General features: G+C 72.4%; 13 protein-coding genes. 9 read left to right on the top strand and 4 right to left on the bottom strand.

Annotated elements, in window-relative coordinates:
* Positions 1–269 precede the first annotated feature (269 nt).
* Complete coding sequence (locus tag ACIQWA_RS06330; protein WP_360237796.1) at positions 270–899, bottom strand: TetR/AcrR family transcriptional regulator; 630 nt, start codon at positions 897–899, stop codon at positions 270–272.
* 302 nt (positions 900–1,201) lie between these two features.
* Between ACIQWA_RS06330 and ACIQWA_RS06325 the strand changes: the two genes are divergently transcribed.
* The gene (locus ACIQWA_RS06325; protein ID WP_402478818.1) at positions 1,202–1,702 is read left to right on the top strand and encodes a PaaI family thioesterase; all 501 of its coding nucleotides are present in this window, start codon (positions 1,202–1,204) and stop codon (positions 1,700–1,702) included.
* Between the two features lie 107 nt (positions 1,703–1,809).
* Here ACIQWA_RS06325 and ACIQWA_RS06320 read toward each other — a convergent pair whose 3' ends face one another.
* Both ACIQWA_RS06320 and ACIQWA_RS06315 read right to left on the bottom strand, forming a co-directional pair.
* Positions 1,810–2,391 carry a TetR/AcrR family transcriptional regulator gene (locus ACIQWA_RS06320; RefSeq protein WP_360237792.1) on the bottom strand — a complete coding sequence of 194 codons (582 nt, stop codon included), beginning with the start codon at positions 2,389–2,391 and terminating at the stop codon, positions 1,810–1,812.
* A gap of 185 nt (positions 2,392–2,576) precedes the next feature.
* Positions 2,577–6,419, bottom strand: a complete 3,843-nt coding sequence (locus ACIQWA_RS06315) for a type I polyketide synthase (protein ID WP_402478816.1) — start codon at positions 6,417–6,419, stop codon at positions 2,577–2,579.
* A 290-nt stretch (positions 6,420–6,709) separates the two neighbouring features.
* On the opposite strand from ACIQWA_RS06315, the gene ACIQWA_RS06310 reads away from it, so the two are divergent.
* The 7 genes from ACIQWA_RS06310 to ACIQWA_RS06280 all read left to right on the top strand — a co-directional run bounded on the left by ACIQWA_RS06310 (position 6,710) and on the right by ACIQWA_RS06280 (position 13,986).
* Positions 6,710–7,525 carry an alpha/beta fold hydrolase gene (locus tag ACIQWA_RS06310; protein ID WP_402478813.1) on the top strand — a complete coding sequence of 272 codons (816 nt, stop codon included), beginning with the start codon at positions 6,710–6,712 and terminating at the stop codon, positions 7,523–7,525.
* 64 nt (positions 7,526–7,589) lie between these two features.
* Positions 7,590–8,414 (top strand): oxidoreductase, encoded by an 825-nt coding sequence (locus ACIQWA_RS06305; RefSeq protein ID WP_360237786.1) that lies wholly within the window; start codon positions 7,590–7,592, stop codon positions 8,412–8,414.
* 29 nt (positions 8,415–8,443) lie between these two features.
* Positions 8,444–9,685, top strand: a complete 1,242-nt coding sequence (locus ACIQWA_RS06300; protein WP_402478810.1) for an MFS transporter — start codon at positions 8,444–8,446, stop codon at positions 9,683–9,685.
* Positions 9,686–9,856: 171 nt separating this feature from the next.
* Complete coding sequence (locus ACIQWA_RS06295; RefSeq protein WP_402478808.1) at positions 9,857–10,327, top strand: PPOX class F420-dependent oxidoreductase; 471 nt, start codon at positions 9,857–9,859, stop codon at positions 10,325–10,327.
* A 34-nt stretch (positions 10,328–10,361) separates the two neighbouring features.
* Complete coding sequence (locus ACIQWA_RS06290; protein WP_402478806.1) at positions 10,362–11,507, top strand: FAD-dependent monooxygenase; 1,146 nt, start codon at positions 10,362–10,364, stop codon at positions 11,505–11,507.
* A 28-nt stretch (positions 11,508–11,535) separates the two neighbouring features.
* The gene (locus ACIQWA_RS06285; RefSeq protein WP_402478803.1) at positions 11,536–12,633 is read left to right on the top strand and encodes a phenazine biosynthesis protein; all 1,098 of its coding nucleotides are present in this window, start codon (positions 11,536–11,538) and stop codon (positions 12,631–12,633) included.
* Entirely contained in the window at positions 12,634–13,986 is a 1,353-nt protein-coding gene (locus ACIQWA_RS06280; RefSeq protein WP_402478800.1) for an aldehyde dehydrogenase family protein, read from the top strand.
* On the opposite strand, the gene ACIQWA_RS06275 is transcribed toward ACIQWA_RS06280, so the two are convergent.
* Positions 13,970–14,098 carry a hypothetical protein gene (locus tag ACIQWA_RS06275; RefSeq protein ID WP_360237774.1) on the bottom strand — a complete coding sequence of 43 codons (129 nt, stop codon included), beginning with the start codon at positions 14,096–14,098 and terminating at the stop codon, positions 13,970–13,972. The genes ACIQWA_RS06280 and ACIQWA_RS06275 overlap by 17 nt on opposite strands.
* Here ACIQWA_RS06275 and ACIQWA_RS06270 point away from each other — a divergent pair.
* Positions 14,097–15,230: an acyltransferase family protein gene (locus tag ACIQWA_RS06270; protein ID WP_402478797.1), complete on the top strand. Its 1,134-nt coding sequence runs from the start codon at positions 14,097–14,099 to the stop codon at positions 15,228–15,230. The genes ACIQWA_RS06275 and ACIQWA_RS06270 overlap by 2 nt on opposite strands.
* Positions 15,231–15,255 lie beyond the last annotated feature (25 nt).

Below are 15,255 nucleotides of genomic sequence, written 5' to 3'. Positions count from 1 at the left end.
TCTCGGATGGTGGGCTCACGGCGCTTGTCTCTCCTGCCCCGTCCACGTCGAGCCCGCCGTAGCGGCCGGCGCCGCCTCGGGGGAGCCGCGGCCGAACGCGCTCGCGCAGATCGGCGAGGGCCTGCGGGCCCCGCTGTGGGGCGGGGCCGCGCTGCTGGGGCTGGCCGGTCTGGCCTCGCTGCCGTGGTCGCGCCGCATCGAGCCCGATCCGGCGGCGCGGGCGCAGGCCCCGGTCGAGGAGGCCGACCCGCAGCCCGCCGGTTGAGGGATCAGTGCGGGCCGGCGCTGAGGATGCTGGGGAGGACCATGTCCAGGACGCGCTGGAGTTCCAGCCGCAGGTCCAGGTCCTTGAGGTCGTTCCGGCGCAGCCGGAACAGGGCGCCGAGGTAGGCGTCGCGGAGGAGGTGGCCGACCTGGAGGGGATCGGTGCCGGTGCGGATCTGGCCCTTCGCGATGCCGGTCCGGATCACGTCCGCGAACATCTCGGCGGTGTAGGGGTGTTCGGTGATCGGCAGGCCCGCCCGGACCCAGCACATCAGCATGACCTGGTTGAGTTCCGCCGACTCCTCGTCGTTGATGTCGACGAGCGCCGTCATGCACCGTCCGAGGGCTCTGCTCACGTCGACCTCGGCGAGCGCCTCCTGCTGGAGCTTCTCCTCCAGCAGCTCTCTGCGCCGGTTGCTCCAGGTGGTGATGAGCTCTTCCTTGTGCTGGAAGTGGTTGAAGAAGGTGCCCCGGGCGACGTCGGCGCGTTCCGTGATGTCGTCGATCGTGGTCTGCTCGAACCCCTTCTCGGCGAAGAGGCTCAGGGCGGCCGAGAAGATACGTTCCCTCATCCGCTGCTTGTTGCGCTCCCGGCGGCCCGTCGGAACAAGTGCGACGGCGGCTTCGTCGGCCATGCGTACTCCTGTGGTGAGGGTGTCAGGTCCTGAGGTCCTGCTCCACGGGGTGGGAGCTCCCCGGTCACCGGCGCGGCGTCCGAACGAGCCCGTGGAGGGCTGGGTCAGCCCTTGCATAACTTATACTAGGATTTAAGTTTAGAGTCACATGCCAGGTTCATGTTCATGTGGGTCAGGGTCGCGGCGTCGCGCACTTTCTGACGGGGAGACGTCAATCACAGTGCGGCGATGGACAGCTGGGGCAAACTACAGTCCGTACGAGCGATCCTTTCTCGACCCCATCGCCGATCGGAGCCGCACCCATGGGTGAGCAGACCCAGACGCAGACCATGCCGCGTACCGTGGCGATCCCGCCTGAGGTCCTCAGCCGTTTCGCCGACGGCGGCGTCGACCTGGAGGCGATGTTCGCCTCCGGGCACCTCGGCAACCGCATGGGCATCGTGCTCGTCGAGGCCACCGCCGACCGGGTCGTGGCGACCATGCCGGTCGAGGGCAACACCCAGCCGTACGGACTGCTGCACGGCGGCGCCTCGGCCGTCCTGGCGGAGCACGTGGGCTCGATCGGCGCGACCCTCCACGCCGGTCCCGAGCGGGTCGCGGTCGGCGTGGAGCTGAGCTGCACCCACCACCGGGGGATGCGCGAGGGGACGGTCACGGGCACCGCGACCCCGGTCCACCGCGGCCGCACCACGGCGACCTACGAGGTCGTCATCACCGACGAGCAGGGCCGGCGGGTCTGCACCTCGCGTCTGACCTGCCTCATCCGGGACGTGGCCAAGGGCGGTGCGGGCGCGTCGCACTGACGATCCGTCACAGCTGCGCCGCCGAACTCGAAGGCGCCGCCCGGTGATCGGGCGGCGCCTTCGAGTTCGTGCGTGGGTCCGGGCACGAGGGGGGTCGGCCGCGACGGCTACTTCCGGCTCCCGGCGACGGGGCTGTCGTCGACGATGCTGGGCAGCAGGAAGTCCACGATGCGCTGCAGCTCCGCGGCCAGGCCGTCGCCCTTCAAGTCGCCGCGGCACCACCGGAACAGCGCGCCCAGGTAGGCGTCCCGCAGCAGGTACCCCACCTGCATGGGGTCGACGCCGGGCCGGATCCGGCCCTCCGCCAGTCCGGCCCGGATCACGTTGGCGAACACCTCGGCCGTACGCGGCGGTTCGGTGATCGGCAGGCCCGCCCGGACCCACGAGGTGAGCATGACCCGGTTGAACTCCGGCTCCTCCTCCTCGTTGATCTCGACGAGTGCCGTCATGCACCGTCCGAGGGCGACGCACAGGTCGTCGTTCGAGGGCGTCCTCTGCCGCATCTTCTCCTCGAATCTCGATTGGCGCTGGCTGCTCCAGGTGGTGACGAGCTCTTCCTTGTGCTGGAAGTGGTTGAAGAACGTGCCGCGCGCGACGTCGGCGCGCTCCGTGATGTCGTCGACCTTCGTCTGCTCGAAGCCCTTCTCGGCGAAGAGGCTCAGGGCGGCGGAGAAGATTCGTTCCCTCATCCGCTGCTTGTTGCGTTCGCGGCGGCCCATGACAACGGGCGCGAGAGGGGGGTCAGCAGTATGCATACGTTCTCCAGCGACAAGGGAGTGGACCTTGTAACCATCTGTTGCACGGCCCGTACGGCCGGGCCCGGTCCTCCTCTGCGGAGTTATACCAGAAGTTAACTTTGATGCGTAGTATTCGTTTAAACCTCAGTCGATTCCAGGAGCCGGCCGATGGTCTCCTGGCCGAGCAGGCGCCCCACGGGCAGGTCGATGCCCGTCGCGGTCCGGATGCGCTGCCGCAGTCGGACGGCCGTGATGGAGTCGAGGCCCAGCTCGCGCAACGGCCGTCGGCGGTCGAGGCGTTCGGGGGTCGTGCCGAGCAGCGCAGCGGCGTGCGTCAGTACGGCCGACTCGTGGTCGCCGGCCTGTGCGGGAGCGGGTGCGGGTACGGCCTCGGGCGCCGCTGGGGGCGCGGCGGCGGATACGGCGGCGTCGGGTGCGGCCGCGGGCACGGGTCCGGCCTCCGCCGCCACCGGGCCGGTCAGCCGCAGGAGTTGGACCCCGTGCAGCTCCGCCAGCACATGGTCCCCGTCGTCCGTGTGGAGCACGACGTCCGCGCGGACGACGGAGTCACCGGACGCCGTGCCCTCCGCCACCGGTCGGAGCACGGCCGAGCTCCACACCGGCTTCGCCAGGTCCGTCGCGTCACCGTGCACCGTCACGGCGTCGATGCCGACGGCCAGGTAGCTGTGGCTCGCGCCGTCCGGCCCGCCGTGGGGCAGCACGGCGAGCAGCGGCTGCAACGGCACCTCCCAGGCCGCGGGGTGCCCGGGGGCCGGCAGGTGCATCCGGGCCACCGCGAGGCCCGTCCGCCGCCAGAGCCGTCGGACGCCCGCGAGTTCGTCGGGGACGTCGTAGCCGTACCCCCGGACCTCGTCGTAGAAGTCCGGCCCGGGCAGGTACTCGCCGCACTGCGCCAGCAGCGCGTCCAGGCTCCGGGGCGAGGCGCCGCCCCGGGGCGGGGTGGCGGTGACCCGGGCCGTCAGACAGGTCAGCGCCGGCTCGCTGCCCGAGCCGGGGCTGACGACCTGGACGGTCGCGAGGTGGTCGGCACCCTCGGGGCGCAGCCTGACCCGGAGGGAGGCGCCGAGAGCCTGTCTGCGGTCGACCAGTTCCCCGGTCAGGGTGACGTCCTCCAGGCGGTGCTGCCCGCCGAGTTCGGCCCGCGCCGCGCTCAGCACGGCGTCGACGTACACCATCGGCGGTACGACGGCCGTGCCGCGGAACGACGCCCCCAACGCCTCGATGTCCAGCGGCCGCTCAAAGGTGAAGCCGGTGGCGGCCGGAGGGGCGGCCGGTACCCGCAGGTGCTCGTCGTCCCAGGGATAGCGGGGCAGCGGCACGGGGCGGACCGTGCCCCGGAACCACCGGGTGAAGTCGATCCCGGCGCCCGCGGCGTGCAGGCGGCCGGCCGCGCGGGCGAGTTCGGCGCCCTCGTGCTCCCTCCGGCGCAGCGAGGCGACGGTGAAGGCCGGGGCGCCGAGCGCCTCCAGAGTCTCCTCCACGGCCGAGGTCAGCAGCGGGTGCGGGCTGATCTCCAGGAAGACGCTCTCCTCCTGCTTCGCCAACTGCGCCACGGCACCGGCGAACCGCACCGGGCGCCGCAGGTTGTCCATCCAGTACCGGGCGTCGAGGTCCGTCCCGGGGACGGGCTCGGCGCGCACGGTGGAGTGCAGCGGCAGTGACGTCCCGCGCGGTTCGAGGCCGGTGAGGGCGTCGAGCAGCTCGGGCCGCAGGGCGTCCATGTCGGGGGAGTGGGAGGCCACGTCGACCTTGACGAACCGGGCCAGTCGGCCGCGCTCCGTCAGGCCCTCGGCGAGCCGGGCGAGGCTCTCCGGATCCCCGGCGAGGACGGTGGAGCGCGGTGAGTTCTCCACCGCGACGCACAGCGCGTCGGGGTACCGGGCGGCGACCAGCTCGGCCTCGTCCGGGGACAGGTCGGTGGCCAGCATCCGCCCCCGGCCGCCGAGTCGGGCCATCAGCCGGCTGCGGCGGCAGATGACGGCGGCGGCGTCGCGCACCGACAGGGCGCCGGTGATCACGGCGGCGGCCGCCTCGCCCATGCTGTGCCCGACGCACACGGAGGGGCTGACGCCGAGGTCCTGCCAGAGGGCGGCCAGCGAGACCTCCATCGCCCACAGGGCCGGCTGGACGACGTCGATCCCGGTGGGGAACTCCTCCTGCTCGCGGTTCAGCAGGTCGACGACGGACCAGCCCAGTTCGGCCCGGATCACCGTGTCGCACTCGGCCATCCGGTCGCGGAAGGCGGGGAAGGCCGCCAGCAGCCGGCGCCCCATGCCCGCCCACTGCGCGCCCTGCCCGGGGAGGACGAACACCGTCCGCCGCTGCGGGCCGAAGCCGGCCTCGCCGCGTCCGCCGTCGGCGATCTCCCGGCCGGCCGCCAGCGCCTCCAGCCGGTCGGCGAGCTGCTCGTGGCTGTCGCCGATCGCCCACATCCGGTACGGGTGGTGGTCGCGGCGCAGCGCGGCCGCGGCGCAGATGTCGCGCAGGGGCTCCCGGTGGCCCGCGCCGCCGGGGCGCAGGTGGCGGGCGTAGGCGGTCGCGAGCCGTTCCAGGGAGCGTTGCGAGCGGGCGCTGATCACCAGCAGCTCGGGGCGCCCGTCCGTCGCGGCGTCCGACGAGGTGCCCGATGCGGTGGACTCGGGGGCGGCCTCGGCGGGGTACGGGCTCAGCACGACATGGGCGTTGGTCCCCGACAGGCCGAAGGAGCTGACGCCGAGGTAGCTGGACTCGCCGTCCCCGAGCGGCTCGTTCTCGGTGACCACGCGGACCGGGGAGTCCGGGGCGGCGATCAGCGGGTGCGGACTGTCCAGGTGGAGCGAGGCGGGGATGACGCCGTGGTGGGCGATGAGGACGGTCTTGATCAGCCCCGCCATGCCGGCGGCCGCCTCGGCGTGGCCGATGTTGGACTTCACCGAGCCGGTCCGCAGTGGCCGGCCCGGGGCGCGGCCTCGGCCGGCCGCCGCCGCCAGCGCGGACAGTTCCACCGTGTCGCCGACGGCGGTGCCGGTGCCGTGCGCCTCCACGTAGCCGAGGTCGGCCGGGGAGATCCCGGCGCTGCGGCAGGCCTCCCGGACCATCTCTGCCTGGCCCGGGACGGAGGGCTTGACCAGCAGTCCGCTGCTGCGTCCGTCGTTGTTCACGGCGCTGCCGGCCAGTACCGCCAGGACCGGGTCGCCGTCGCGCCGGGCGTCCGCGAGGCGCTTGAGCAGCACCACGCCGACGCCGTCACTGCGCACGAACCCGTCGGCGTCGGCGTCGCCGAACGCGCAGTGCCCCTCCGGCGAGAGCATGCCCGCCTGCGAGTAGGCGATGGCGTCCCGGGGGGAGAGGACGATGTTGACGCCGCCGACGACGGCGAGGTCGCTCTCCCCGGTGAGCAGGCTCTGCCGGGCCATGTGCACCGCGACCAGGGAGGAGGAGCAGGCGGTGTCCAGCACGATGCTGGGGCCGCGCAGGTCCAGCGCGTACGAGATGCGCCCGGAGGCCATCGACCGCAGCTGGCTGCCGACGGTGCGCCAGATGTCCTGTTCGGTCAGCGGCCGGTGCTCGTCGCCGTACTCGGCGGTGGCCTGGCCGACGAAGACGCCGGTCCGGCTGCCGGCCAGGGTGGAGGGGCGGAGGCCGGCGTCCTCCAGCGCCTCCCAGACGACCTGGAGCAGGACGCGGTGCTGGGGGTCGATGGTGCGGGCCTCGGCGGGCGAGATGCCGAAGAAGCCGGGGTCGAAGGCGAAGGGGTCGCCGATGAACCCGCCCTTCGCCGACACGGACTTGCCCGGGGTGGCCGGGTCGGGGGAGTGGTGGGCGGTCGCGTCGTACCGGTCGCCGGGCACCGCCGTGACGCTGTCGGCATTGCCGATCAGGTGCTCCCAGAACTCGTCGGGGTTCGAGGCGCCGGGGAATCTGCATCCCAGGCCGATGACGGCGATCGCGCGGTCGGACGCTACCTCGGGCTGATCCATGGGGCGTACCTGCCTTCATGTACGAGCGAAGCATCGGTGCTACAGGAGTGATAGTCGTTCAATCATTGATGCAAGGTCAAGATTGAACTCGCGCTGCCTAGTTGCATCGCTGGCCACCGAATGTGCCCCCCACCTGCACCGCTCCGGCGTCGGGCGGTCGGGCGGCGGCTCCGGGTGTGGCCCAGATCGCTCTCGTACTTGGCTCTCAGTTAAAAGTGATACTTGCATCCAACCTCGACTCATGGTCCCATCTTGTCCGGTAGTCGACCAATCCTGAGGAGGCACCAGACATGCCGAGTGCGGGGATACGGATCAGCGGCGGCGACGCCGACGTGGCGTACAGCATCGAAGGCAGCGGTCCGGCTCTGGTCCTGGTGCACGGCACCGGAACCCGCGGCGCCGCTTGGGCCCAGCAAGTCGAGGAGCTGAAAGGGAAGTTCACCGTCGTCACCCCGGACCTGTCCGGCTCCGGTGACACGGTCGACCACGGCGGGCCGCTGACCCTGGGCGACCTGGTCGCGGAGGTGCTGGCGGTGGCCGACCACGCCGGCCTCGACACCTTCCACCTCGCCGGCCACTCCCTCGGCGGGGTGGTGGCGCTGCGCCTCGCGGCCGAGCACCCCGAGCGGGTGCGCTCGGTCGTCTCGCACGCCGGCTGGGCGTACACCGACGAGCGGATGACGGCCGACTTCCGCTACTCGCTCGACCTGCTGCGCACCGACGCGGAGCTGGGCACCGCGCTGGTTCCGCAGATGTTCCCGCTGGCCACCCTCGGCCCCCGCTACTGGGAGGCGACCAACGAGGCGGAGCACGGGAAGCTCGTCCGGCAGATCGCCGACAACTTCCAGCCCGGCACCGCGCGCCAGTTCGAGGTCGGCCTCACCGTCGACCTGCGTCCGCTGCTCGGCCGCATCACCGCGCCGGCGCTGGTGTTCGCCAGCGCGCACGACCGCGTCTGCGGGGCGAACCAGCAGCAGCTGCTGCGCGAGGGCATACCCGGTGCCGCCTACGCGGAGATCGACACGGGCCACAACGCGCTGGCGGAGGACCCCGCGGGGTTCGCCGCGGTGCTCGGCCCGTTCCTCGCCCAGCACACCGGCAGCTGAGAACCACACCCGCTGGTCCCGGCCCGCAGGGCCGCCGCAACACACCGAAAGTTGGAGGAAGTTCATGTCCGTTTGGCTGATCACCGGCAGCTCCCGTGGCCTCGGCCTGCACATCGCCCGGGAGGCGCTGGCCAGCGGTCACCAGGTCGTCGCGACGGCGCGCGACACGGAGGTCGTGCGCGCGGCGCTCGGCGACGCCGGCGGCGAGGTGCTGTACCTGCCGCTCGACGTGACCGACGAGCAGCAGGCCCAGGAGGTCGCGCGGGCCGCGTACGAGCGCTTCGGCCGGATCGACGTCCTGGTGAACAACGCCGGCCGCGGCCTGCTCGGCGCCGTCGAGGAGGCCACGGACGCCGAGGCGCGCGCGGTCTACGACATCAACGTGTTCGGCCTGCTCGCCGTCACCCGGGCGGTGCTGCCGTACATGCGCCGGGAGCGGTCCGGCCGGATCCTCAACATCAGCTCCGTCGGCGGCTTCACGGCCGGCTCGGGCTGGGGCATCTACAACAGCACCAAGTTCGCCGTCGAGGGCCTCAGCGAGGCCCTGCGGGCCGACCTCGCCCCGCTCGGCATCCACGTCACGATCATCGAGCCCGGGGTCTTCCGCACCGACTTCCTGGACGGCTCCTCGCTGCACAGCACCACCCCGATCGACGACTACGCGCAGACCGTCGGCAAGACCCGCGAGTGGGCGGTGGACAACAACCACCAGCAGCCCGGCGACCCGGTCAAGGCCGCCCGCGCGATCGTCACCGTGGCCGCCTCGGACGCGCCCCCGGTGCGCCTGCCGCTCGGCGCGGACTGCGTCGCCCGGGTCGAGAGCAAGCTCGAGACCGTCGCCAAGGAGCTCGACACCTGGCGGGAGCTCGCGCTGGACACCGCCATCTGACCGACCGTCTCCGGAGAAGGAGGACCCCGATGAGCTCGGCGAGTTCGGCGGGGCGGGTGGACCCTCGGGTCTGGCTGCTCGCGCTGGGAACGTTCGCAACCGGTACCGACCTGTTCATCGTCGCCGGCCTGCTGCCGGCGGTGGGACGGGACCTGCACCTATCGACGGCACTCGCGGGCCAGACGTCCACCGCGTTCGCCGCCACCTACGCGGTGGGAGCGCCGATCCTGGCCGGGCTCACCGCCAAGTTCCGGCGCAAGCCGCTGCTCATCGGGGTCATGCTCGTCTTCGGCCTCGGCAACCTCCTGTCGGCCGTCTCGGCGAACTTCACCGTGCTGCTGATCAGCCGGATGATCACCGGTGCGGGCGCCGCCCTGTACTCGGCCAACGCCTCCGCGGTGGCCGCCCGGATCAGCCCGCCCGAGGTGCGCGGCCGGGCGCTGGCCATCGTCTACGCGGGCATGACCAGCGCCATCGCCTTCGGAGTGCCGATCGGTAACTGGATCGGCGAACTCTCGTCCTGGCGCTGGGCGTTCGGTCTGGTCGCGGTGCTCGCGGCGGTGACGGTGGCCGGCATCCAGTTCTTCCTGCCGGACGTGCCCACCGGCCCCGGCGCCACGGTGCGGGAGCGGATGGCCGCGATCCGGATCCCGCAGGCCCCCACGCACCTGCTGGTGACGGCGCTGTGGACCGCGGGCACCTTCACCGTCTACACCTACCTCGGCTCCATCCTGGAGCAGGTCACCGGACTGTCCGCCGGTCAGCAGTCGTGGGTCCTGCTGCTCTTCGGCGTCGGCAGCTTCGGCGGGGTCTTCGTCGGCGGCCGGCTGGCCGACCGCTTCGGCTCGGTCGTCGGCCTCTCGATCACCATCACCGCGCTGGGTCTCTGGCTGGTGGTGCTCACCCCGACCCTCCAGTGGCCGCTGGCCGCGGCGCTCGCCGTCGGCGTGTGGGGCCTGGTGCACTGGCCCAGCTTCCCGCTGCTGCTGCACCGGGCCCTGGGCATCGGCGGGGACCGCGGCGACATGCTCCTGGCGCTGAACAACAGCGCCGTCTACGTGGGCCAGATGACCGCCGCCGCGGTCGGCGGACTGCTCGCCGACGCCGACCTGCTCCGCTGGAACCCGCTGGCCGGGGCCGGCTTCGAGCTGCTGGCCGGCCTCGCCCTGGTCGTCAGCGTGGGAGCGCTGCGCCGCGACCGCAGGCGCCAGCGGCCGGTGGCCGCGCCCACGACGGACGCGGAGGAGTCCAGCCCCGCGCTGCAGGGCTGAACCGAGCCGCCCGGCACCGCCTTGGCGCCGTACCACTGCCGTACGACCGTCCACTGCCGTACGACCGTCCACCGCCGTACGACCGTCCACCGCCGTAGCACCGGCGGCCGAGCACCGACGAAGGAAGCGCGTCCCGAACGAAGGAACCCCCTCCCGCAGGAAGGACACAGCATGTCTGCTCACCAGGAGATGGAAGTCGAGACGGGTCCCCGCCTCGCCCCGGAGGTCCGGGCCCTCGCGGACGGACCGAACTTCGCCGCCCTGACCACCCTGATGCGGGACGGCACCCCGCAGACCCAGATCGTCTGGGTCTCCACCAGGGGTGAGTACCTCGCCCTCAACAGCGAGGTGGGGCGGCAGAAGGTGCGCAACCTGCGCCGCGACCCGCGGGCCACCGTCACCATCTGGCAGCAGGACGACCCGCTGAACTTCGCCGAGGTCCGCGGCCGGGTGGTCGAGGAGGTCCTCGGCGCCGAGGCCCGCGACCACATCGACGAGCTGTCCACCAAGTACCTGGGCGGCCCCTTCGCCGACGAGTTCATCGGCTCGGACCGCGTGCTGCTCCTCCTCGCTCCCGACCGCCAGCTCGTCCGCGACCACGCGCGCTGGGTGGCAGGCCTGCCCCAGCAACAGCACCAGTGAGCCGTATCCGTCCCTTCATGCGTGAGGAGTCACAGTGAAACGCCGCATCCTGATCATCGGAGGGGGCATCGGCGGTCTCGCCGCCGGAGCCGCACTCGGACAGCAGGGCATCGACACCACCGTCGTCGAGATCCAGTCGGAGAACCTCGTCGCCGGCGTCGGCATCAACATCCCGGGCAACGCGCTGCGGGCCCTGAGGCAGCTGGGCCTGCTCGACGAGGTCCTCGCCCACGGCTTCACCTTCGACCGGGTCGACTTCCACGACTCCGCCTCCCGGCTGCTGCTCGCGCTGCGCTCCAAGCTCGGGGTCGACGGCGTGCCCGCCAACTGCGCGATCCAGCGCAAGGACCTGGCCCGGATCCTGGAGAAGGCCTGCGTCGACGTGGGCACCACGATCCGCTACGGCACCTCGGTGGAGAAGATGACCACCACCGCCGACGGCGGGGTCGAGACCCTCCTCACCGACGGCAGCACCGAGCACTACGACCTGGTGGTCGCGTTCGACGGGATCCGCTCCTCCTTCCGCAAGGCGGCCCTCGGCATCGAGCCCCGGTTCACCGGCTACTCGGTGTGGCGGGTGGCCCTCGAACGGCACCCCGACGTCACCCGGAACATGTACTTCCAGGGCATGGGCACCAAGGCGGGCCTCTTCCCGCTCAACACGGATGTCATGTACCTGCTGCACGTGACGCCCGAGCCGGGCAACCCGCGCCACGCGCGGGAGGACTTCCACGGCCACCTCACCCAGCGGCTGGCCGGCTACACCGGCCTGATCGGCGAACTGCGCGACCGCATCCAGCCCGACGACGACATCGTGTACGCGCCGATCGAGGAGGTGCTCCTCCCGCTGCCCTGGTACCAGGACGGGCTGCTGCTGCTCGGCGACGCCGCCCACGCCATGGCGCCGCACCGCACCCAGGGCGCGGCCATGGCCATCGAGGACGCCGCCGTGCTCGGCGAGACGCTCGGCCGCGACGGCGACCTCCGGGAGCTGCTGGCCGAGTTCCAGGACCGCCGCTTCGGCCGCGCCAAGATCGCCCAGGACGCCTCCCGCAACATCCTCCTGTCCGAGATGAACACCACCGACCAGGCGTCCCTGGACCGGCAGCTCGACTTCATCCGCAACGGCCTGGAAGCGGTCGCCCACCAGGTGGACGACGCGCTCAACCAGCCGATCTGATGCCGCACCGCTCCGAAGGGACGAACGCGTGACCAGCACCACCGCCCACCTGTCCGACCCGCACCGCCCACCCCTCGGGGCGGCCGACTTCGACGCCCACGTCCGCGCCCTGATGGCCTGGCACTTCGACGACGCCACCGGCTCGCCGTTCTGGCTCGCCCGCCGCGCGGACCTCGGCTTCGACCCGCGCACCGACGTCACCGGCGCGGCCGACCTGCTGCGCTTCCCCGACGTCAGCCGCGAACTGCGCACCGTCCCGGCGGCCGACCTGATACCCAGGGGCGCCGCACCGGGCCAGGTCTTCCGGGTCTACGAGTCCGGCGGCACCACCGGCGCCCCCAAGCGCATCGTCGACGGCAACTACCGCTCCCGGATGGGCGCCTGGACCAGGCAGCGGCTGACCGAGCACGGCGTGCCCGAGACCGGCGACTGGCTGCACCTGGGGCCCACCGGCCCGCACGTGGTGGCCTTCGACACCTCCCGCTACGCCGAGCCCGCCGGCGGCCTGTGCTACACCGTCGACCTCGACCCGCGCTGGGTCAAGCGCCTGCTCGGCTCCGGCCGGCAGCAGGAGGCCGACGACTACATCGACCACCTCCTCGACCAGGCCCGCGAAGTCCTGCTGAGCCAGCCGGTGCGGGTGCTGAGCACCACGCCGCCGCTGATCGAGGCCATCTGCGCCCGGCCGGAGCTGCACGAACTGGTCGCCTCCCGGGTCGGGGCGATCATCTGGGCCGGCACCTCGTTCAGCCCGGAGAGCCTGCGCGTCGTCAGGGAGGACTTCTTCCCCGACGCCCGCCTGGTGGGGATCTACGGGAACAGCCTGATGGGCGTGGCCCCGCAGCGGGTCCGGACGCCCGAGGACGTCCACGCCTGCGTCTTCGAGCCGTTCGCCGAGACCACCCGCCTGGACCTGGTGGACGAGGACGGTGAGCAGGTCGGCTACGGCGAGCGCGGCCGGGTCAGACTGCACCTGGTCAGCGAGGAGATGTTCCTGCCCAACGTGCTGGAACGGGACACCGCCGTGCGGGTCCGGCCGGCCTCGGACGGCGGCGTCGACGGCCTGGCGGAGGTGACCAGCGTGGCGACCTTCGAGGACGCCGACGTCGTCGAGGGGGTGTACTGAGTGCTCGTCATCGACCCCCTGGTCGCCGGGGAGAGCCGGCCGAGCGCCGACCGCACCGTGCTGACCGACGTGCACGGCGAACCGCTCGCGGACATCGGCCTCGCCCCCAGGCTGGCCGCCCAGGCCGCCGTCAACCGGCTGCGCCGCGACGCCGACGGCCTGCCCCCCGCGCCGGCGGTGTTCCGTACGGCCGCGCGGCTGTTCGCCACCGCCGAGCTGGACGGCGAGAGCGCCGAGGACTACGTGCGGCACACCGTGCGCGGCACCGGCCTCGCCTCCACCACCGTGCGGCGCGGCCTGGCGGACATGGCCGCCGAGATCGAGGAGCTGCCCGCCACCACCGCGGCGGAGCTGCCCGCCGCCCGGCTGACACCGACCCACCGCGTCCACCGGGCGCCGGCGGGCCGGCTCTTCACCGCCGTGATGGCCAGCAACCACCCGCTGCCGCACGCCACCTGGGTGCAGCCGCTGCACCACGGCTACAGCGTGGTCGTCCGGCCCGGCAGCCGCGATCCGTTCACCCCGCGCCGACTGGCCGCCGCCCTGCTGGCGGCCGGGCTGGCGCCGGAGAAGCTGGCCGTGCTGCCGAGCCCGCACGCCGTCGGCTCGTTCCTGCTGAACGCCGCCGACCGCGGCATCATCTACGGCAACGAGCAGGCGGTGAGCGACTGGAGCGACCGCGCCCGGGTCGCCACCCGCGGTCCGGGGCGCTCCCGGGCCCTGCTCGACGTACCGCTGACCGACGCCCTGCTGGACCACCTGGCCACCAGCGCGGCCTTCGACGGCGGCACCCGCTGCACCAACCTCTCGGCCGTCCTCACCAGCAACGACGTCCACGACACCGCGGCCGCCCTGGCCGGGCGACTGGCCCACCTGCCGGTGCTGCCCGCCGCCGACCCGGAGAGCGTGCTCCTCGTCGTCGGGCGCGAGCGCGCCGACGGGCTGCGCCGGCAGATGGCCAAGCTGGCCACCGAACTCACCGACCACAGCACCCCGTTGTACGGAGAGGACTTCCTCGTCGACCTCGGTGACGGCTCCTTCCTGCCCCGCCCCGTGGTCCTCGCCGCCGACCGCGCGGACCACCCGGCCGTCGGCACCGAACTGGCCTTCCCGTTCGTGGTGGTCGCCCCCTGGAGCCCGGCCGACGGCATCGCCCCGCTGCGGCCCTCGCTGGTGCTCAACCTGCTGACCGAGAACGCCGCGATCACCGGCCAGGCGCTGCTCGACCCGTCCGTCCGGAAGATCACCGACGGCGCGGTCCTCCCCTGGGAGCTGGTGCCGGGCATGCCGCACGACGGCAACTACACCGAGTTCCTGCTGGACGCCAAGGGCGTAGTCACACCGGCCGGGTGACCTGGCCGCCGTCCCCCACCTCACCGTCGGGAGTCTTCACCATGTCCAGTCCGACCGGGACACCCGTGCCCGCGTCCGCGCGCTTCTCACGGCTGCCCTCACTGACCGGCATGCGGTTCTTCGCCGCCTTCATGGTCTTCCTCTTCCACTCGACCCTGCCGCCCTACACGCCGTTCACCGGCGGCACCGCCACCTCCGTCACGCACGCCGTCAGCAAGGCGGGCTGGCTGGGCGTCGGGTTCTTCTTCGTCCTCAGCGGCTTCGTGCTGACCTGGTCGGCCCGCCCGGGGGACAAGCCCCGGCAGTTCTGGCGGCGCCGGTTCGTCAAGATCTACCCGAACCACGTGGTGACCTTCTTCGTCGCGCTGGCGCTGTTCGCCTACATGAAGGCGACCTGGACGGCGGGGATCTCCAACCTCTTCCTGCTGCACACCTGGATCCCGGACGCCAAGGTCTTCCAGAGCATCAACCCGCCCGCGTGGTCGCTCTCCGTCGAGGCCGTCTTCTACCTGTGCTTCCCGCTGCTGCACCGGGCGATCCAGCGGATCCGGCCGGAGCGGCTGTGGCTCTGGGTGGGCATCCTGGCCGCCGCCGTGGTCGCCGTCCCCGCCATCGCCTACGCGACCCTGCCCGACTCTCCCGCCATGCCGTTGAAGTTCCAGGCCTCCGTGTGGCAGTACTGGTTCGTCTGGCAGCTGCCGCCGTTCCGGATCCTGGAGTTCGCGGTGGGCATCCTGATGGCCCGGATCGTCATGACCGGCCGCTGGATCAAGTTCCCGGTGGTGCCGGCGCTGGCGCTGGTCGCCGTCGCCTACGTGGTCGAGTTGACGTGGGTGCCGTGGCTGTACGCGATGAGCGCCGTGACGCTGATCCCGGTCGCCCTGCTGATCGCCGCGATGGCCGGCACCGACATCGCGGGCCGGCCCTCGTTCCTGCGCAAGCGGGTCTTCGTCTGGCTCGGTGAGGTCTCGTTCGCCTTCTACCTGGTCCACGACATCACCGTGCACGTCTTCGTCGACCGCTTCGGCCTCAGCGCCACGCACAGCGCGCCGGTCGGGGCCGGGATCCTCGCCCTCGAAGTGCTGATCAGCCTCTTCTTCTCCTGGCTGCTGTACATCGGCGTGGAGCAGCCGCTGATGAAGCGCTTCGCGCGCAGCCGCCCGCCGCTGCCGAGCGCCGCCGCGGGCGGGGTCGGCAGCGTCGAGCCCGACGGCCGGCCGGCCGAACCGGTGCGGACGCACTGACGCCCGCGCCGCCCCCCTGAACCGG

This window comes from Kitasatospora sp. NPDC098652, assembly GCF_044760155.1.
Taxonomy (GTDB): domain Bacteria; phylum Actinomycetota; class Actinomycetes; order Streptomycetales; family Streptomycetaceae; genus Kitasatospora.
Note: the sequence above shows the minus strand (reverse complement) of the source record. Positions and strands in the feature narration are given on the sequence as shown.